At 72.7% G+C, this 18,029-nt stretch carries 15 protein-coding genes; 1 reads left to right on the forward strand and 14 read right to left on the reverse strand.

The genetic code is table 11. The features are described 5' to 3' along the window. Nucleotides 1–95: 95 nt before the first annotated feature. The 4 genes from ABZ484_RS24990 to ABZ484_RS25005 all read right to left on the reverse strand — a co-directional run bounded on the left by ABZ484_RS24990 (nucleotide 96) and on the right by ABZ484_RS25005 (nucleotide 5,414). Nucleotides 96–1,742 carry a phosphodiester glycosidase family protein gene (locus ABZ484_RS24990; protein ID WP_358868154.1) on the reverse strand — a complete coding sequence of 549 codons (1,647 nt, stop codon included), beginning with the start codon at nucleotides 1,740–1,742 and terminating at the stop codon, nucleotides 96–98. Between the two features lie 242 nt (nucleotides 1,743–1,984). Further along, nucleotides 1,985–3,355, reverse strand: a complete 1,371-nt coding sequence (locus tag ABZ484_RS24995) for a nucleotidyl transferase AbiEii/AbiGii toxin family protein (protein ID WP_358868155.1) — start codon at nucleotides 3,353–3,355, stop codon at nucleotides 1,985–1,987. 122 nt (nucleotides 3,356–3,477) lie between these two features. Next, the gene (locus ABZ484_RS25000; RefSeq protein WP_358868156.1) at nucleotides 3,478–4,512 is read right to left on the reverse strand and encodes a nucleotidyl transferase AbiEii/AbiGii toxin family protein; all 1,035 of its coding nucleotides are present in this window, start codon (nucleotides 4,510–4,512) and stop codon (nucleotides 3,478–3,480) included. 212 nt (nucleotides 4,513–4,724) lie between these two features. Then, entirely contained in the window at nucleotides 4,725–5,414 is a 690-nt protein-coding gene (locus ABZ484_RS25005) for a hypothetical protein (RefSeq protein ID WP_358868157.1), read from the reverse strand. Between the two features lie 175 nt (nucleotides 5,415–5,589). Here ABZ484_RS25005 and ABZ484_RS25010 point away from each other — a divergent pair, with 175 nt between their 5' ends. Beyond that, a complete protein-coding gene (locus ABZ484_RS25010) occupies nucleotides 5,590–6,732 on the forward strand; it encodes a phospholipase D-like domain-containing protein (protein ID WP_358868158.1) in 1,143 nt (380 codons plus the stop codon). Nucleotides 6,733–6,892: 160 nt separating this feature from the next. Here ABZ484_RS25010 and ABZ484_RS25015 read toward each other — a convergent pair whose 3' ends face one another. From ABZ484_RS25015 to ABZ484_RS25060, 10 genes are all read right to left on the reverse strand, one after another. Next, nucleotides 6,893–7,900: a sugar phosphate isomerase/epimerase family protein gene (locus tag ABZ484_RS25015; protein WP_030174957.1), complete on the reverse strand. Its 1,008-nt coding sequence runs from the start codon at nucleotides 7,898–7,900 to the stop codon at nucleotides 6,893–6,895. A gap of 65 nt (nucleotides 7,901–7,965) precedes the next feature. Next, on the reverse strand, nucleotides 7,966–9,345 hold the full coding sequence (locus ABZ484_RS25020; RefSeq protein WP_189906809.1) for a nucleotide pyrophosphatase/phosphodiesterase family protein: 1,380 nt from the start codon (nucleotides 9,343–9,345) through the stop codon (nucleotides 7,966–7,968). After that, a complete protein-coding gene (gene eboE, locus ABZ484_RS25025) occupies nucleotides 9,342–10,508 on the reverse strand; it encodes a metabolite traffic protein EboE (RefSeq protein ID WP_358868159.1) in 1,167 nt (388 codons plus the stop codon). The genes ABZ484_RS25020 and eboE overlap by 4 nt, the downstream gene beginning before the upstream one ends. A 2-nt stretch (nucleotides 10,509–10,510) precedes the next feature. Next, nucleotides 10,511–11,377, reverse strand: a complete 867-nt coding sequence (locus ABZ484_RS25030; protein WP_358868160.1) for a TatD family hydrolase — start codon at nucleotides 11,375–11,377, stop codon at nucleotides 10,511–10,513. Beyond that, on the reverse strand, nucleotides 11,377–12,114 hold the full coding sequence (locus ABZ484_RS25035) for an EboA domain-containing protein (protein WP_358868161.1): 738 nt from the start codon (nucleotides 12,112–12,114) through the stop codon (nucleotides 11,377–11,379). Before ABZ484_RS25035 ends, ABZ484_RS25030 begins: the two co-directional genes overlap by 1 nt. Beyond that, nucleotides 12,111–13,166, reverse strand: a complete 1,056-nt coding sequence (locus tag ABZ484_RS25040; RefSeq protein WP_358868162.1) for a sugar phosphate isomerase/epimerase family protein — start codon at nucleotides 13,164–13,166, stop codon at nucleotides 12,111–12,113. Before ABZ484_RS25040 ends, ABZ484_RS25035 begins: the two co-directional genes overlap by 4 nt. After that, the gene (locus ABZ484_RS25045) at nucleotides 13,163–14,014 is read right to left on the reverse strand and encodes an SCO3242 family prenyltransferase (RefSeq protein WP_358868163.1); all 852 of its coding nucleotides are present in this window, start codon (nucleotides 14,012–14,014) and stop codon (nucleotides 13,163–13,165) included. The genes ABZ484_RS25040 and ABZ484_RS25045 overlap by 4 nt, the downstream gene beginning before the upstream one ends. A 779-nt stretch (nucleotides 14,015–14,793) precedes the next feature. Next, nucleotides 14,794–15,975, reverse strand: coding sequence for an inositol-3-phosphate synthase (locus ABZ484_RS25050; protein ID WP_358868164.1), 1,182 nt, complete (start codon nucleotides 15,973–15,975; stop codon nucleotides 14,794–14,796). A gap of 98 nt (nucleotides 15,976–16,073) precedes the next feature. Then, on the reverse strand, nucleotides 16,074–16,847 hold the full coding sequence (locus tag ABZ484_RS25055; protein ID WP_358868165.1) for a ThuA domain-containing protein: 774 nt from the start codon (nucleotides 16,845–16,847) through the stop codon (nucleotides 16,074–16,076). Nucleotides 16,848–16,919: 72 nt separating this feature from the next. After that, a complete protein-coding gene (locus ABZ484_RS25060) occupies nucleotides 16,920–17,960 on the reverse strand; it encodes a substrate-binding domain-containing protein (protein ID WP_358868179.1) in 1,041 nt (346 codons plus the stop codon). Between the last annotated feature and the right edge of the window lie 69 nt (nucleotides 17,961–18,029).

The following is an 18,029-nucleotide window of genomic DNA, read 5'->3' on the forward strand; positions in this document are numbered from 1 at the left end:
GGCCGGAGGCGTCCCTCTGCACGAGGTCACGGGTCCACTGGAGCTGTCCGCCGTAGGCGGCGGGCGGCAGGAAGACGTTGCCGAGGACGGGACGGTCAGTTCCCGGCGGGCAGGATCAGCAGCGCGTCTCCGACGGGGCGTTCGCCGGTGGCGTCGGACGGGTGGTTGAGGACGGTGTGGTCGGCGACCAGGGTGGTCGAGCCGCCGCCGTCGAGGTTCATCGCGTCGCGCAGACCGAGTGCCTTGGCGACCTCGGCGCTCTCGGTGATGCTGAGCCCGAGTGCGCCGGTGCTGCGTCCGTCGGCGGTGATCAGCACGGTTCGTCCGGCGGCGTCCACCCCCGCCAGTGTGCGTGGGTTGCGCTTCTGCACCCAGCCGTAGTACCAGCTCGGGTCGCCCGGGTGCACCATGCCGTCGGTGGCCGGGGTGATGTGCAGCCGCCCGTCGTGGACCAGTTCGGGGCCGCCGTTCAGGATGTCGGTCGTGGGTGAGGGCTTCACCGGGTGCCCCTGCTGGTCCAGCAACGACGCCTTGACGGTCAGGCGGTCGCCGACCCGGGCGAGACCCTTGAGCTCGGCGACGCGGCGTCCGGTCGCCTGTACGGAGCTGCCGCCGGGCGGCAGCGCTCCGCCGCGCGGTGAACGCAGCTGGACGACCCGGCCGTGGGCGTCCAGCACGGCTTCGACGCCCTCGCCCTGCGGCGTGCTGTCGCCGAAGTCGGGGGTGAAGGAGACGAGTTCGTCGGGGTTGGTGCAGGTCACGTCGTGCAGCGGCAGCGAGGTCGGGATGTCGTGCTCACCGCCGCAGTTCCTGATCAGTCCGGGTACGCGGTTGATGCCGGTCAGGCTCAGCGAGGTGTCCCGGCCCACGACCCGTCCCCGCCAGGTGAAGCGGGCTATCTCCGTCTGCCTGCCGTTGCCGTGGATCACCAGGCCGGGGCGCCCGTTCACCGGCTCGCTCAGCAGGCGTCCGTCGTACACGCCGACGCCGGCCGGGTCTCCCGGCGCCCCCGCGGCGGGGTCCAGGACGAAGAACCCGGCGTTCACCGCCGCGGTCGCCCCGGCCGTGTCCGCCAGTCGGCTCGTCGTCTCGCGGTTCTCCAGATCGGGACCGTACGACGCCTCCAGGCCCCCGCGGAACCGGTGCGGGTCGATGGTGAGTACGTCGACGAGCCAGGGACCCCGGTCCTCGGCGTTTCCGTCCCAGCCGGTGTAGACGGCGGATCCCGTGTACCCGGCGGTCTTCAGCCGTGCGCGTTCGGCCGTCGCGGCGGACTGCGAGTCGAACGTTCCGACCCGGACCCGCCACCCGAGCGTGCCACCGGCGTAGTCGGCCACCTTCGGCGTCGTGACCTCTTCGACCCGGGCTGTGAATCCCGCCTGCTTCAGGTGGGCGGCCAGTTCGTCGGCGCTCGCCTTGTCCTTGAGAGCGGTCGGCGGTGCGTCGGGGTCCGGTGAGCTGTCACCGCCGGGAATGGACATCTCGACCGTCCAGTGCAGTGCCGCGTCGGCATCGCCGCGCACGATGCGCGTGAGGGTGACACCGGGCTGAAGAGTCCTCGTGGTGCGGGTCTCGGGCAGGTCCGAGGGGCCCAGCGGCAGGGCAGCCGCAGCCGGCGACAGGGCGTGTCGCCCGGCCTGTGCATCCTGCCGTGCGTCCGGGGCCGCCTGGGCCGCCGGCATGGCACCCATCGTGGCGAGGACGCCCAGGACCGCTGCCGCACCGCACAGTCTCTTCTTCATCTGCACCGCCTGTAAGGAGCCATGACTGTCCTGGGGACGACAACCGGCCAACTGATCGACCAACACACGTCGCACAAATATCGGTTGCCCCTTCGTTCACGTCAACGGCGCTGTCCCGAAGCGGCAACACCGCCCGGAGGAGCGGGGTCCTCGCGAGGAAGAGCGGCGCCTGCGCGAGACGGTGCGGCGCCATCGCGAGAAGGCGCGGCGACTTCGCCCGCCGGGCTCAGGAGTTCGGCGCCTCAGCCCGCTCCGTGCAGCCGCTCCAGTTCCCGGTCGAGCCACCCGCTGCGGTGCCCGTACACGTCGGCCAGTCGTGCCCAGGCCGGGTCGGCGAAGACCACTGCGCGGGCATCCTCCAGGCTGTGGCGGTCCGGTCCCAGGAGCTCTCGGGTGATGACGATGGCGGCGATCACCGGGATGCCCGCCGCGCTCATCCTCTTCTGCACGGTGCGCATGCTCGTGCGGTGGAGCAGCTGCCGGTGATCCCGGATCCGGGGCTCCAGCCACCGTGCGTGCCGTGCGTACTCGCCGCCCGCCTTCTCACCGTCCGCCTCGCCGGCGGGTTCGACGCCCGCGAAGGTCGGTGCGAGGGCCGTGACCAGGCGGTCGACGCGGTCGGCCGCGGTGCCGGGGATGTCGGGGTACTCGACGATGAAGTGGTTCCATTCCACGCTCTGTGCGAGGGCCGAGATCTCACCGGGTCCCACCGGGCGGCAGCCCTCGGACGGTTCCGCGTCGAGGAGTACCTCCCGCAGCAGATCGAAGCGCAGCGGCGTGTGCTCGGCGAGCAGGACGGCGTCGTAGAGGTCCTTGCCCTGCGGATGCGCGTCGGTCAGCAGCCACATGAGTTTCCAGGCCAGTGACAGTTCGGGCGTGGCCGTGTTCAGGATGATGTCCCGGCCGCCGGAGGCCCAGGGGAGAAGGGTCGGTTCGGGGGCGACGGCCAGGTGCTCGTTGAAGACGAAGTCCATCTGGACCACTCCCCCGGGCAGGCCGTCGCATGTCCAGGGCAGGATCATGCGCCGGCCGGGGACCCGGTCGTACGTCCAGATGTCGTCGCTCGCCGCGTCCGCCGCGATGATGCGGACGGCGCCGCCTTCGGGGCCGACAGCGCCGCCTTCGGGGTCGAGGCGGTCGCCACCGGCGCCTCGCACCGCGGCCGCCTCGGCCGCCCGGGCCAGGCCGGAGAACATGGCCTGCGTCCGGCTCTCGTCGATCCGCCAGGACTGCGGGACCACCACGAAGTCCAGGTCCCCCGGCTCCCGTGCGGCGTCCCCGAACCAGGCCCGCAGCAGGACACTGCCGCGCAGCACGAGCGAGTCCGCCCACGGCGAGTCCGAGATCGCGGACAGGACGAGGCCGATCGCGGTCCGGCGGGCCGCACGCCAGGCGCGTTCGGCGTCATCGTCCGTGAAGTACGGGTCGGCGGCGCGGTAGGCGTTGGAGTACTGCTTGAGCGCCGGGTCGAAGACCGGACGCTGCACCACGCCCTCGTCCGGGATCGGGCGCAGCGTCGACGGCAGGTCCAGGCGGGAACGTGCCTCGTCGTCCAGTGGCGCCCGGGGCACCGTGTCGCTCCGCCGGCCGAAGCCCTCCCAGGAACCGGACACCCCGTACCCGCCTCTCCCCCGGGCGCCCCTCCCGGGATCGCCGTGTGCGGCCTACGGCGTTCCAGCTCGCGGCCCTGCCCGACCACGATCCTCCCAAGTGATTGCCCTGCGGAGAAAGCGAGTTACCGCTCGACCGCGGCCCCTGTGCGGATCACGGAGTCGAGGGCCCGGACGAGTCGGCGCAGCCAGTCCTGTGCCGTTCCCGGCACCCAGGGGTGGTCGGCCCGGAAGCCGGCCCAGTCCACGTCCCACCCCGACACGGCGGCCGGCGACAAGGGGCCGTCCGCCACAGGGCCGTCCGCCACAGGGCCGGTCCCGCGGCCGAAGACCGACCGCAGCAGGCGGCGCGTGAGCCTCGCCCCCTCCGCCTCGGCGAGGACCACCGCGTCGTACAGGTCCTTGCCCCGGGCCCGGCCGCCGTCCCGGCTGTCGGTGTGCAGCCACAGCAGCTTCCAGGCCAGGGACAGCTCCCGGCTCGCCGTCCGCACCGCCGTGAGTGGGCCGCCGTCGCCTCGCGGGACCAGGGTCCACACCGGTGGTTCGGGAAGCCGCTCGTCGCGGGCGAAGTCCAGTCGGACCTCACCCGGTGACAGTCCCTCCGCGCTCCAGGGGATGACCAGCCGGACGCCCGGGGTGTCGTACTCCGCGTACGTCCACGTGCCGTCCACGCGTGCGTCGTTCGCGTCGAGGAGTACGCCGGGAGCGGCATCGGGCCACCGGGCCACTCGGTCGAGCAGGTCCCCGTAGGGCGGGCCGCTGTCCACGACCTCGTCCTCATGCAGCCAGCGCAGTCCTTCCGGCGGGAGCCGGGGCCGCTGCCCGCCGGTGTCGAACTCCTCGTACGTCCAGATCTCGTACCGTGCCGCGCCGTCGGCCGCCTCGGGCCACTGCTGCACCGTCGCCAGGCGGTCGACGTACGGGCAAGGGTCCAGCGGATCGACCCCGACGGCGTTCCGGGGCGCGATCCAGTCCAGGTCGGCCGGTTCACGCGCCGCGCTCCCCACCCACGCCGGCACGACCATGCTTCCGCGCAGCACGAGGCTCTCGCTCCAGGGGGCGCACGCGATCAGGGCCAGGACATGGTCGAGGGCCGCGCGCCGGGCCGCCGCACCGCGGTCGGAAAGAGCCGCCGCCCGCGGGTCGACGTAAGCCCCCACCCGACGGTCGTCCGAATCCGCCACCCGATAGTCGAGCGAATCCGCCACCCGACGGTCGACCGAAGCCCCCGCCCGCAGGTCGCCCCGTGCCGGTGACTGCCGGTCGGCCGGAGCCGGTGACTGCCGGTCGACCGAAGCCCCCGCCCGCAGGTCGCCCTGTGCCGGTGGCCGCCCGTCGGCCTGAGCCGGTGGCCGGGGGCGGTCCGGGGGCGTCATGCCGCCCTCGGTGCGGCCTCGCCGTCGTCCGCGATCCAGCCGGCGTCCACCGCCGGGTTGTCGTCGTGGACGACGAACTCCTCCTCCACCTCGGCCACCGTGCAGGCGGCCTCCGCCAGGGCGCGGAGCAGTGCGTCGAGGCGGCGGCGCGCCTCGGGGCGGCCGACGCCCCGGCAGCGCTGGGTGACGAAGCGCTCGTGCGTGCCGTCGGCCGACGTCCGCCGGGCGTTTTTGGAGACGTGGGCGGTGTGCGGCACGGCCAGCGCGCGTACGGCGGCGACCTGACGCTCTCCCGGCAGGAGCAGCTTCACGTGGTGCTCGAAGTAGCGGTCCCCGGGGAGAGCCGCCGCCTCGGCGTCGGTCCGCGGGACACCGGTGGCCCACGGCGCCGCCTCGATCTTCACGCGTGTGACGTGGAATCCGTCCCCGCGCAGTCGTTCCGTCCACTGGTGGGCGGCCGCCACCTGCTCGCTCAGGGTTCCCTCGCCCCGGCGGGTGAGCATCGGCTGGTCCGGTGTCCGTCCCCGGTCCAGCACGATCCGCGTGTACTTCAGGCCGTGGCGCTCCGCCCAGTCGCGGATCGGCTCATCGCTGTCCTGGCCGACCTGCGGTGCGAGCGTGAGGTGTGTCTCGAACTCGCCCTCGAACTGCCTTACCGGATCACTTCGGTGTCGCTCTGCGTTCACGGCGCCGAACGTACCGGCGGCCACTGACAACCAGGCACGCAGCGCTCCTCGTCAGGCCCCCGTGATGCCCACCTCGGACACCCCCTCCACGCCGCTCGGCACCCCATGGCCAAAGCAACACGCCATGTGGTCTCATCGGTTGCTCTCATCCCGAACGATCTCCAGGAGTCCCCACGTGCGCAAGCGCCTGCTCGTCACCGCCCTGTTGGCCGCATCCCTCGTCCTGCCGGACTCGGGGGTCTCGTCGGCGGCGGACGCGCCCATCACGACGGGAGCCGTGTTCAACGACCCCAAGGGCACCGCAGCGGAGCAGAACGCGGTCAAGGACCACATCATCGGGGCGATCGACAACACGCAGACCGGGCGGCTTATCAGAGCCTCCCTGTACGCGCTCACGGACCAGGGCTACGCGGACGCCCTGATCCGGGCCCATCAGCGGGGGGTGAACATCCGGGTGGTGCTGGACCACACCTACAGCGACTCCGCCGCCGTCCAGAGCCTGAAGGCGGAACTGGGCACCGACGTCTCCGCCGCGTCGTGGGTTCACGTGTGCGGGTCCGCCGGGGCCTGCATCGCGACGGGCGGCACCAACCCGATCAACCACAACAAGTTCTTCACCTTCTCCCGCATCGGCGACGCGGGGGTGGCCGAGGACGTGGTCATCCAGGCCTCCGCCAACCAGACCGCCGTGAACGTCTCGAAGTACTGGAACAACGCGTACACCGTCGTCGGGAACACCGACCTGTACACGGCCTACGTCGACTACTTCAACGACCTCGCCGCGGAGAGGCGCACCGACGACTACTACACCACCGCCAAGGTCGGGACCGAGAAGTACTACTTCTTCCCGCAGAAGACCGGAGACGTCGTCGTCGACATCCTCGACAACGTCTCCTGCACGGGCAACACCACCGTGGGCACGTCCACGCACAGGACCATCGTCCGGGTCGCCGCCTTCGCCCTGCACCGCGACGCGGTGGCCGACGCCCTCGTCTCGCTGGCGGGCCAGGGCTGCTCGATCCAGATCGTATACGCCAACAGCAACGACGAGACCAAGCTCAAGGGCCACGCCAACATCTCCCTGAAGCAGCTCAATACGAGCGACGGCTATCTGGTCCACTCGAAGTACTTCCTGGTCGAGGGCAACTACGCCGGTCACCCCGACACGAAGTGGACCTTCACCGGGTCCCACAACCTCGACGAGTCCTCGCTCCGGGACAACGACGAGGCGCTGCTGCGGCTGGAGGGCGCGGCGCCGCACGACGCGTACGCCCAGAACTTCGATCTGCTGCGTTCCTACGCCACCACGGTGTCCTGAGAACGCGCGCCGCCACCGGGACCGGCGCGGCCCCTGACGATGCCCGGCAGGGACCCCCGCGAGTGCGGGGGTCCCTCCCCTCACCGGCCACCGTCGGCCGCCCCCTCGTGGCGAGCCGACGTCCCTCGAGCGGCCGGACGCATCGGCCGGTCCTTCCCCGTCAGTCCCCGGAGGAGAACGCCGAGTCGAAGGACCGGTCCGACGGCTCGATGGCCACCAGCCCTCGGATGAACTTCAGGGCGTCCGGGGCGCCGACCAGGCGGTCCATGCCCGCGTCCTCCCACTCCACCGAGATCGGGCCGTCGTAGCCGATCGAGTTGAGCATCCGGAAGCACGCCTCCCAGGGGACGTCCCCGTGGCCGGTGGAGACGAAGTCCCAGCCGCGGCGCGGGTCGCCCCACGGCAGGTGGGAGCCGAGGCGGCCGTTGCGCCCGTTGAACCGCTTGACCGACTCCTTGCAGTCCACGTGGTAGATGCGGTCCTTGAAGTCCCACAGGAAACCGACCGGGTCCAGGTCCTGCCAGACGAAGTGGGACGGGTCGAAGTTGAGCCCGAACGCCTCCCGGTGGCCGATCGCCTCCAGGGTGCGCACCGTCGACCAGTAGTCGTAGGCGATCTCGGAAGGGTGGACCTCGTGGGCGAAGCGCACGCCGACCTCGTCGAAGACGTCGAGGATGGGGTTCCACCGCTCGGCGAAGTCCGCGTAGCCGCGCTCGATCATCTCCGGCGGCACGGGCGGGAACATCGCCACCGTGTGCCAGATCGAGGAACCCGTGAAGCCGACCACCGTTTCCACCCCGAAGGCCGCGGCGGCGCGCGCGGTGTCCTTGATCTCCTGGGCGGCGCGCTGCCGGACGCCCTCCGGTTCACCGTCGCCCCAGATGCGGGCGGGGAGGATGCCCTTGTGGCGCTCGTCGATGGGGTGGTCGCAGACCGCCTGGCCCGTCAGATGGCAGGAGAGCGTCCAGCACCGCAGGTTGTACTTCTCCAGCAGAGCGCGGCGGCGCGGGATGTAGTCGTCGTCGGCCAGGGCCTTGTCGACCTCGAAGTGGTCGCCCCAGCAGGCGATCTCCAACCCGTCGTAGCCCCACTTCGCCGCCAGCCGGCAGACCTCCTCGAACGGCATGTCGGCCCACTGGCCGGTGAACAGGGTGATCGGGCGTGGCATCTCGGTTCCTCCGGTGGTTCGTCAGTTCGGCCGCGTCGGCCGCTGGTTCAGTTCGTCACCCGGTCTCAGTTCGCCAGGTCCGCCAGGCGCAGCAGCAGGTCCTTCACCTCGGTGGCGTCGTAGTGGTCGCGTGCCTCGTCGGGCCGGGAGCACAGCAGTACGGGGCCGTCGTCGGGGTGGTCGGGCAGGCGGCCGTGGCTGCCGCGCACCGGGGACGGGTCGAGGGGGACGACGCTCATGCGGTAGCGCATGCCGAGCTTCTTGCGGGCGAGGGCCGCGGCGGCGCGCAGTTTGACCGTGGGGTCCTTGGGGTCCATGAACAGCTCGGCCGGGTCGTAGCCCGGTTTGCGGTGGATCTCGACCAGGCGGGCGAAGTCCGGGGCGCGGTCGTCGTCGAGCCAGTAGTAGTAGGTGAACCAGGAGTCCGGCTCGGCGACGGCGACGAGGTCGCCGGCGCGCGGGTGGTCGATGCCGTACGCCTTCTTGCCGGCCTCGGTGAGCACCTCGGCCACGCCGTCGGTGCCGGCCAGCAGTTCGCGGACGCGTTCGGTGTCGGCCGGGTCGGCGACGTATACGTGGGCGACCTGGTGGTCGGCGACGGCGAAGGCGGCCGATGTCCACGGGTCGAGGTACTCCATGCCGTCCTGGGTGTGGACGTGCAGCAGCCCGGCCCGGCGCAGGACGCGGTTGACGTCCACCGCCCGGGAGACGTTGGTGATGCCGTACTCGGACAGGGCGACGACGGTGACCGAGCGTGCGGCGGCGGCGTCGAGCAGCGGGGCGAGGACGCGGTCGACGTCGGCCGCCGCTGCGGCGGCGCGGGGGTCGTCGGGTCCGTAGCGCTGGAGGTCGTAGTCGAGGTGGGGGACGTAGACGAGGGTGAGGTCGGGGGCCTGGGTGGTGAGGATGTGCCGGGCGGCGTCGGCGATCCACCGGGAGGAGGTGAGGGAGGCGGTCGGCCCCCAGTAGGTGAACAGCGGGAACGTGCCGAGTTTCGCGGTGAGTTCGTCGTGCAGCTGCGGCGGGTAGGTGTAGCAGTCGGGTTCCTTGCGGCCGTCGGAGTAGTAGATCGGCCGTGGGGTGACGGTGAGGTCGACGTCGGCGCCCATGGCGTACCACCAGCAGACGTTGGCCACACGGTAGCCGGGGTGGGCGCGCCGCGCCGCCTCCCACAGCTTCTCCCCGCCGACGAGGGCGTTGTGCTGCCGCCACAGGAGCACCTCGCCGAGTTCGCGGAAGTACCAGCCGTTGCCGACGATGCCGTGGCCGGTGGCGGGCTGCCCGGTGAGCAGGGTGGACTGCACGGTGCAGGTGACGGCGGGGAAGGCGGTGTCGAGGCGTGAGGTGAAGCCCGCCTCGCCCAGGGCGCGCAGCCTGGGCATGTGGGCGAGCAGGCGGGGGGTGAGGCCGACGACGTCCAGGACGAGGAGGGGGGTGGGGCTCACGGGGCGACCTCCTTCAGGCCGAGAGACATCAGGTGGTCGCGGGTGAAGGCGAGTTCGGCCGCGATGCCGTCGGCGAGGGCGTCGGGACCCTGCGGCCGGTCGGCCTCGGGGAGCACTCCCCAGGTGTAGGTCTCGGCCTCCACGTGTGCGGTGCGGGCGGTGTCCCCGCCGAGCAGGGCGGCGAGGGTCGCCTCCAGTTCGGGGCGGGTGGTGGTCAGCGGCGGCTCCGGGTCGGCGTGCAGCGGCACGTGGAAGTGGACGCGCCACGGGTCGCGGCCGGGCAGGCCGCCGGCGAGGGCGTCGTCCAGGTCGTCCACGGCCCGGGGCGGGTTGCCTCGCTCCCGGACCTGGTGCAGGAAACGGGGCTCGGCGAACCGGGCCAGTGCCTCCCGTGTCGCCGGATCGGACGGGTCGGCGGCCTGGAGGGCGCAGGACGCCTGGGTCTTGACCACGTTCAGTCCGGCCTCCTCCAGGCGGGCGAGTGCGGCGGCCGGCTCCTCGAAGCCGACCGCCAGATGGCAGGCGTCCAGGCAGACGCCGATGCGGTCGGTGTCCACTCGGGCGAGGTGCCGGGCGGCCTCGGCGGTGGTCTCGACGACGCAGCCCGGCTCGGGTTCCAGGCCGACCCTGATCGTCCGGCCGGTGTCGGCGGCGAGGTCGGCGAGGCCGTCGGCCAGTGTGTCGAGTGTGCGGGCGGCCTCGTCGGCCTGGCCGGCCGTCCACGGGGTCCGCCAGCCCAGGGGCACGGTGGAGACGCTGCCGTGCGCGGCGTCCTCGGGAAGCAGGGCCGCGAGCACGCGGGCGAGGTCGAGGGTGTAGTGCAGCCGGTCGGGCTCGGTCCAGTCCGGCCGGTAGACGGCGTGCTTGACGACGGGGTCGTGGAAGCCGCGGTAGGGGAAGCCGTTGAGGGTGACGACCTCCAGGCCGCGGGCGGTCAGCTCCCGGCGGAGCCCGCCGACCGCCGCGTCGTCCGCGGCGAGGGCCGCCGCGGCGTCGCGGGCCAGCCACAGGCCCAGGCCGAGGACGGGTGCGCCCAGCCGCTCGCGCACCGGCTCGGCGTGCCGGGCCAGTTGGGCCAGCACCCCGTCGAGGTCCTCGGCGGGGTGGACGTTGGTGCAGTACGCGAGGTGGACCACCGTGCCGTCGGGGTGGAGCAGACGCACCGCTACACCTCCGCCCGGACGCCGCGCTGCACGGAGTTGCCCTCGTAGGTGGCGTCGGCGCCGGGCGCGTCCGAGTCCTCCAGCTCCAGCTTGCCGCTCTGGCCGTAGAACGCGACGGGGTTGCGCCACAGGACGGTGTCCACGTCGTCGGCGGTGAAGCCGGCGGCGAGCATGGCGTCCGCGGTCCTCCGGGTCTTCAGCGGGTCGCTCCGGCCCCAGTCCGCGGCCGAGTTGACGAGGATCCGCTCGGTGCCGAACTCGCGCAGCACGGCGACCATGCGGCGCTCGTCCATCTTGGTGTCGGGGTAGATGGAGAACCCCATCCAGCAGCCGGAGCCGGCGACCTGCCGTACCGTCACCTCGTTGAGGTGGTCGACGACGACGTGCTCGGGGGCGATTCCCGACTCCTTCACCACGGCCAGGGTGCGTTCCACGCCCGCCGCCTTGTCTCGGTGCGGGGTGTGGACCAGCGCCGGCAGGTCGTGGGTGACGGCGAGTTGCAGCTGCGCGGCGAACGCCTCGTCCTCCTCGGGCGTCATCGAGTCGTAGCCGATCTCGCCGACGGCGACCACGCCGTCCTTGGCCAGGTAGCGCGGCAGGTGCTGGAGCACCTCCGCGCAGCGCGGGTCGTTGGCCTCCTTGGGGTTGAGGGCGATGGTGCAGTGGTGGCGGATGCCGAACTGGGCGGCGCGGAAGGGCTCCCAGCCGATGAGGGAGTCGAAGTAGTCCAGGAAGCTGCCCACGGAGGTGCGCGGCTGGCCGAGCCAGAACGCGGGCTCCACCAGGGCGCGTACGCCGGCCGCGTGCATCGCCTCGTAGTCGTCGGTGGTGCGCGAGGTCATGTGGATGTGCGGGTCGAAGATGCGCATCACGCCTCCCGGGGGCTGGGGCGGTCGGTGGTCGAGGAGGTCGCGGTGATCGAGGAGGTCGCGGTGGTCGCGGTGGTCGCCGTGGAGACGTCCTGGAGGTCCCGGGGGCCGGGCACGGTCACGTCCGGGAAGAGCGCGAGGACCGGTGCGATGTCGTCGGGCACGGTGCGTCCCGCGGCCCTGCGCTCGTGGGCGAACGCGGCCATCATGCGGGCCATCTCCGCGTCCGCCCGGCCGGGCAGGCCCGGCAGCGCGGCCAGCGGGATGCCGGTGAAGACGCACTTGAGCACGCCCTGGCGGTAGGTCTCCGCGTCCAGGTGGTCGGTCGCGTAGTCGCCGAGGGCCGCCGCGACCAGCCGGGTGTCGTTGGTGCGCAGGGCGTCGCGCACGAGCGGCAGACCGCCGTCGCCGACGGGCAGCAGGGGCAGGGCGCGCAGCACGGCGCGCCGTTCGGCCGCGTCACCGGTGCGGTAGAGCTCGCCGATCTCCTCCAGCAGCGGGGCGCCGGTCAGGGGCAGGGCGGCGAGCAACAGGGAGCGGGCCGCGTCGTCCACCGTCCAGCCGTGCGGGTCGGCGGGGTCCAGCGGGCCGCGTCCGCACCGGCGTCCGGCCAGCGGGAACAGACCGCGGACGACTCCGGGGTCGGTGGTGACCGAGGCGCACGCGCCGGCGAGCCACTTCGCGCCTTGCTCGGTCATCCGTTCGGTCAGTGCGGCTCTGAGGTGATCGGGGGTCATGCCATCTCCTCCTCACGACGGACCGCGCGACGGATCGCGGGGTCGCACGAGCGCAGGAAGTCCAGGGAGCGGCGGGCCACGCCCGGGGCGTCGTGGCTGTGCCGGGGAAGTTCCACGGCGACCAGCCCTCGGTAGCCGACCTCGTCGAGGGCACTGAGCACGGGCGGGAAGTCGATCTCACCGCTGCCGAACTCCAGGTGCTCGTGGGTGCCCCGGCGCATGTCGTCGATCTGCACGTTCACCAGCCGGTCGCCTGCCCGGCGCACGCACTCGGGCACCGGGTACGGCTCCAGGCAGCGGCAGTGGCCGATGTCGAGGGTCAGGCCGAACGGCGCCGGGTCGCCGAGTGCGGAGGCCAGCCTGGTGTACTCGTCGATGCTCTCCACGAGCATCCCCGGTTCGGGTTCGAAGCCCAGCGGGACGCCCGCCTTCTCCGCTGCCTCGACGACGTCCGCGCATCCGGCGACCAGCCGGTCCCAGGCCGTGCGCGCGTCGAGCCGGGCGGGTCTGACGCCCGCCCAGAAGGAGACGGCCTGCGCGCCGAGGTCGGCGCCGACGGCCACCGCCCGGCGCAGGAAGTCCACCCTGCGTTCCCGTCCTTCGGTCGCCAGCAGGGTGGGCTCGTGCTTGCGCCAGGGGTCGAGCAGGTAGCGGGCCCCGGTCTCGATCACGACGGTGAGCCCGAGACGGTCCAGCTGCCGGGCGAGGGCCGCGGTCCGCGCGGCGAGGCCGGGTGCGAAGGGGTCGAGGTGGTGGTGGTCGAGGGTGAGCGCCACGCCGTCGTAGCCGAGGTCGGCGATGACGGTGAGCGCGTCGCTGAGCCGGTGGTTGGAGAAACCGTTGGTGCCGAACCCGTAGCGCAGGGCGGGCTCGGCGGATGTGACGCGCTCGGTGGACGCGACGGACTGTGCGGTCGTGACGGGCTGTGCGGTCGTGACGGGCTCCGTGGTCGTGACGGGCTCGGCGGCCGTGACGGGCTCGGCGGCCGTGACGGGCTCGGCGGTCGTGGCGGGCTCCGCGGTCGTGGTGGCGCGGTCGTGTGGTGCGGTCATGTCGGGGACACCCGCCTGGACAGGGCTCGGGCCAGCGGGAAGGCCGCCGCGAGCGGAAGGGCGGAGCGAAGGGCGCCCGCGCCCGCGGTGAGCGCGGCCTGGAGCGGGATCAGGCCGAGGATTCCCGCGCCCACGGCCGTACGGACCGTGCCGGGCGAGGGGTCGGCGACGGCCTGTGCCTGGGCGCGGCCGGCCGTGGCGCCGTACGCGAGAAGGCCGCCGACGACGCCCATTCGGTGCCGGCGGCCCGTGCCCTGGCGGCGGCCGGGGCCGGCGCCGAACGCCGTCGCCGCCGCGACGGCTGTGGTGGCGGCGAGTGTCGTCCGGGGCAGCCACGGCTGCGCGCCGGTGACCTCGGCGCGGCTGAGCGCGGTGACGGCGAGGGTGTGCCCGGCGACGGTCGCTGCCGCCGGGAGGGCGGACCGCGTCCGGCCCGCGCGGGCGCCGAGCAGGACGTCGAGCCCACGGGCGGCGGCCATCACCGCGGGGCCCACCGGGCGGGGCTTGGCCCACAGGTCGTACGCCCAGACGGTCGCCGCGAGGGGCACGGCGACGCCGAGCGCGCGTCGGCCGTCGGCGGCGGTGGCCAGGCCGAGGGAGGCCGCGGTGAGGGCCACGGCGGTGCCCAGGGCGACGGGTGCGGCCACGCGGCCGGAGGGGATCGGCCGCTCGGGGCGTTCGACCGCGTCCAGGTCGCGGTCCGCCCAGTCGTTGAGCGCCATCCCGGCCCAGTACAGGCAGACCGAGGAGGCGGCCAGAACGGCCGTGGACAGGTCGGGGCGGCGGCCGGCGGCGGCAGCTCCCGCCAGGACGTCCCCCGGCACGGTGAGCGCGGCCGGCGCGCGCACCAGTTCGGCCAGGTCCCGCAGGCGCGGCCGCGGCGACGGCGCCCCGGCAGGACCGGACCCGGCAGCCCCGACGGACCCAGCGTGACCGGCAGATCCGGCGGACCCAGCGGGACCGGCGGGACTGGCGGGGCCGGCGGACCCGGAGGCTCCGGCAGACCCGGCGGACCCAGTGGGCCCGGCAGGTCCGGTGGACCCAGCGGGACCGGCGGGACTGGCTGACCCGGCAGATCCAGCGGACCCAACGGACCTAGCGGGACCGGCAGATCCGCCAGACCCAACGGACCCAGCGGGACCGGCAGATCCAACGGACCCAACGGACCTAGCGGGACCGGCAGATCCGGCGGACCCAGCGGGACCGGCGGGACTGCCGGACCCGGCAGACTCAACGGACCTAGCGGGACCAGCAGATCCGGCGGACCCTGCCGGACTGGCGGACCCGGCGGACCCAATGGGCCCGGCCCCTGTGGACCCAGATCCGGCGGACCTGGCGGCCCCGGCAGACCCGGAGGCCCCGGTAGACCCGGCGGGCCTGGCAGCCCCGCTAGAACCAACGGCCTCGGCAGGCCCGGCGGGCCTGGCAGCCCCGGTAGACCCATTGGCCTCCGCAGACCCGGCAGCAGACCCGGAGGCCCCGGCAGATCCGGCGGGTTCAACGGATCCTGCGGGCCCGGTGTCTGTGCGTCCGGGGTGCCGACCCCCGGTCCGGTCGACGCCCGACCCCGTGTCCCCGGCTCCCCTCCGGGCGGGGACCGGGTCGGGCCGGAGCGTGGGCGGGCGGGTCACTGCCCGGCCCCGAGCCGGGCGGCGAAGGCCCGCAGCGTCTCGTACTGGCTCATCACACCGTGGTCACCGCTTCCAGCGGAGTCCTCGAAAACAGGGTCCTTGAAGAAGAAGGCCAGTTCGCCGAGGGGGCCGGAGATGCCCCGCTCATGGGCGCGGGCCGTCAGCCGGGCGAGGTCGAGCACCAGGGGCGCGGCCAGTGCCGAGTCGCAACCGGCCCAGGTGAACTGGAGGTTCATCCGTACCCCGAGGAACCCCTCGAAGGTCACGTGGTCCCAGGCGGTCTTCCAGTCGCCGAGGGAGGGCACGTAGTCGATGTGGACCTCGCCCTCGACGGGGTGTCCCAGTGTCTCGGTGAGCACCCGCTGCTTGGAGGCGGTCTTGCTGGCCATCGCGGCCGGGTCGGCGAGGGTCTCGCCGTCGCCGCCGCCGAGCAGGTTGGTGCCGGACCAGGCCCGTACCCGCAGGCCGCGGGCGGCGAACATCGGCCCGAGGGTCGCCTTGAGCAGGGTCTCCCCCGTCTTGCCGTCGTTCCCGGCGTACGGCAGGCCGGCCTGCTCGGCCATCTCCCGCAGCGCCGGGATCCGCATGCCGGCGGACGGCGTGAAGTCGACGTGCGGGCACCCGGCGGTGATCGCGGCCAGGGCGTACAGGGAGCTGGCCGGCAGCACGTCCTCACCGGCGTCGAGCGCGGCGCGCAGGGCCCGTGCCGAGCCGTGTGCCGGGTGCGCCGTCAGGACCGGCTCGGTCGAGGAGACGTTGACGACGACCACGCGTGCGAGGCCGTGCCGCTCGCGGAAGGCGGTGATGTCGGCGCGGATCGCCCGGGCGGCGTCCGACTGGCTCATGGCCGGGCCCGGGAGGGGGGCCGGGCGTATCTCGGCGTCGGCCGCGGCCAGGTCGTCGTGCACGGCCGTGGGCAGCCCGTGGGGCAGCACCCCGGCCTCGACCAGCTGCTCGGCCCGTTTGGGCAGGGGTGTACAGGCGGTGTCGTGGCCCCCGAAGACCAGGTCGGACACGGCGGGCAGGCCGGCGTCGGGGAATCCCGGCTGCTCGGTGACGCATCCGGTCGGCCCGGTCAGCCCCGCCCGGAGCGCGGCCGTCCCGGCGACGACCGTGGTGGCCACCGATCCGCGCGCCCCCGCCAACCAGACACCCGTGCGACTACGCTGATCTGGCATCTCGTCACCTCCGTCGGCCCGGGCGCGACCGCGCCCGGCGCCCTCGTTGCTCGCTGTCGATGTCGCTGTCCCCGGTCACCCGCCGGTGGCCGTGCCGGTCAGTCGGTGCTGTCCGGATCGCAGTTGAACTTCGCCGCGCCGGCCGTCATACGGATGCCGCCGAGGATGTGCGACAGGAACAGCGGATCGGCGTAGCTCTCCTTGGTGTGGCCCATGCCGGTGTAGAAGGACCGCCCCCCGTCGTACGGGTGGCACCACGCGATGGGGTGGTCCTCGCCCATCGACCCGCCGGAGTAGCCGACCGGGTTGTACGTCCGCTCGTCCAGCGTCGCCAGGACACGCACGTCGGCGCGGGGGTCGGAGCGGTAGTTGTACCACTCGTCGGTGCGGGTCCAGCGGTTGGGCAGGCCCTTGGTGGCGGCGGTGCCCTGGCCCACGACGTTCACGGTCGCCTGCTGGATGGACGGGTGGTCCCAGAAGTACGCGCCGACCAGGCCGCCGTACCAGGCCCAGCTGTAGCCGGAGTCGGCGGCGGCGTGGATGCCGACGTAACCGCCGCCGTGCTCGATGTAGCGCTGGAAGGCGTCCTTCTCGGACTGCTGGTCCAGCGGGTCGCCCGTGGTGGAGACGAAGACGACCGTCTGGTACTTCGCCAGGTCGTCGTCGTTGAACCGGGTGGCGTCCTCGGTGGTGTCGACCGCGAAGCCGTGCTCCTGGCCGAGCTTCTGGATCGCGGCGACGCCGTCGGGGATGGAGTCGTGCCGGTAGCCGGTCGTCTTCGAGAACACCAGTACTCTGAACGCCGGTTCCGCCGCGTGTGCGGTGGTGGCGCCGGCGGCCGCCAGCGGCAGGGCCACAGCGGCCGCGGACAACAGCGCGACGATACCTCTGCGGGACATCATCAACCTTTCGGGACCTGTTGTGCGGGGACGGGAGGCGCTGGGTCAGCTGAAGGCGCCGGGCAGGTACTGGTCGACGTTCTCCTTGGTCACGGTGGCGGAGAACAGGGTCACCGAGGACGGCAGGTCCTGCCCGACGAGGTCGTTCATGCCCTTGCGCTGGGCGACGAGCCGGGCCAGCTTGATCGCGGAGGCGGACATGTTCGACGGGTAGACGACCGTGGCCTTGAGCACGGAGTCGTCCGACTTGATCTCCTGCATGGCGTGCTTGGAGCCGGCGCCGCCGACCATGAAGAACTCGCTGCGGCCCGCCTGCTTGATGGCCGCCTCGACGCCGAGTCCCTGGTCGTCGTCGTGGTTCCACACCGCGTCGAGGTGCGAGCGTGCCTGCAGTACGTTGCTCATCACCTGCTGCCCGGAGTCCGCGGTGAATTCGGCGGCCTGCCGGATCCCCACGCGGTAGCCGTACTTGGCCAGGCCCTTCTTGAACCCGGCGCTGCGCTGCTTGGTGAGTTCGAGATTGTCGATTCCGGCGATCTCGCCGATCATGGGCGAGGAGACGCCCTTGTCCTTGAGGGTCCTGCCGATGTAGAGGCCGGCGTTGAGGCCCATGCCGAAGTTGTCGCCGCCGATCCACGTCCGGTACGCGAGGGGTGTGTCGAAGACGCGGTCGACGTTGATGACGGGGATGCCGGCGTCCATCGCCTGCTGGGCGACGGAGGTCAGCGCCTTGCCGTCGAACGGCAGGATGACCAGGACGTCGACCTTCTTGCCGATCAGCGTCTGGACCTGGCTGATCTGCGCGTTGACGTCGTTGGTGCCCTCGACGGCCTCGAAGTGCACATCGGAGTACTGCTTGGCCTGCGCCATGGCGTTCTTGGTGATGGCCGCCATCCAGCCGTGGTCGGCGGCCGGGGCCGAGAACCCGATCGTCACCTGCTTGCCCGGCTTGTCGTTGTCGGTGCCGGCCTTGCTCGCGCCCTTGACGTCGTCGGTCGAGGCGTCGCTCTTGTTGCTGGTGCAGCCGGCGACCAGGGCTCCGCCGCCGAGCATCGCGCCGCTGAGGAGCAGCCTTCTGCGGTCCATTCCGCCGAGTCCGCGCTTGTCCATCTCGCTTGTCCTTCCCGTCACGGGTGTCCTGCCTGGGTTGTGCCT

Origin of the sequence: Streptomyces sp. NPDC006393, from assembly GCF_040628575.1 — a bacterium.
In the GTDB taxonomy this organism is placed as follows: domain Bacteria; phylum Actinomycetota; class Actinomycetes; order Streptomycetales; family Streptomycetaceae; genus Streptomyces.

Bases quoted from the DNA above. Each gene is read 5' to 3' on its own strand.
- ABZ484_RS24990 (WP_358868154.1), bottom strand. From the start codon at position 1,742: ATGAAGAAGAGACTGTGCGGTGCGGCAGCGGTCCTGGGCGTCCTCGCC.
- ABZ484_RS25015 (WP_030174957.1), bottom strand. From the start codon at position 7,900: ATGCCACGCCCGATCACCCTGTTCACCGGCCAGTGGGCCGACATGCCG.
- ABZ484_RS25030 (WP_358868160.1), bottom strand. From the start codon at position 11,377: ATGCGCATCTTCGACCCGCACATCCACATGACCTCGCGCACCACCGAC.
- ABZ484_RS25035 (WP_358868161.1), bottom strand. From the start codon at position 12,114: ATGACCCCCGATCACCTCAGAGCCGCACTGACCGAACGGATGACCGAG.
- ABZ484_RS25040 (WP_358868162.1), bottom strand. From the start codon at position 13,166: ATGACCGCACCACACGACCGCGCCACCACGACCGCGGAGCCCGCCACG.
- ABZ484_RS25050 (WP_358868164.1), bottom strand. From the start codon at position 15,975: ATGCCAGATCAGCGTAGTCGCACGGGTGTCTGGTTGGCGGGGGCGCGC.
- ABZ484_RS25060 (WP_358868179.1), bottom strand. From the start codon at position 17,960: ATGGACCGCAGAAGGCTGCTCCTCAGCGGCGCGATGCTCGGCGGCGGA.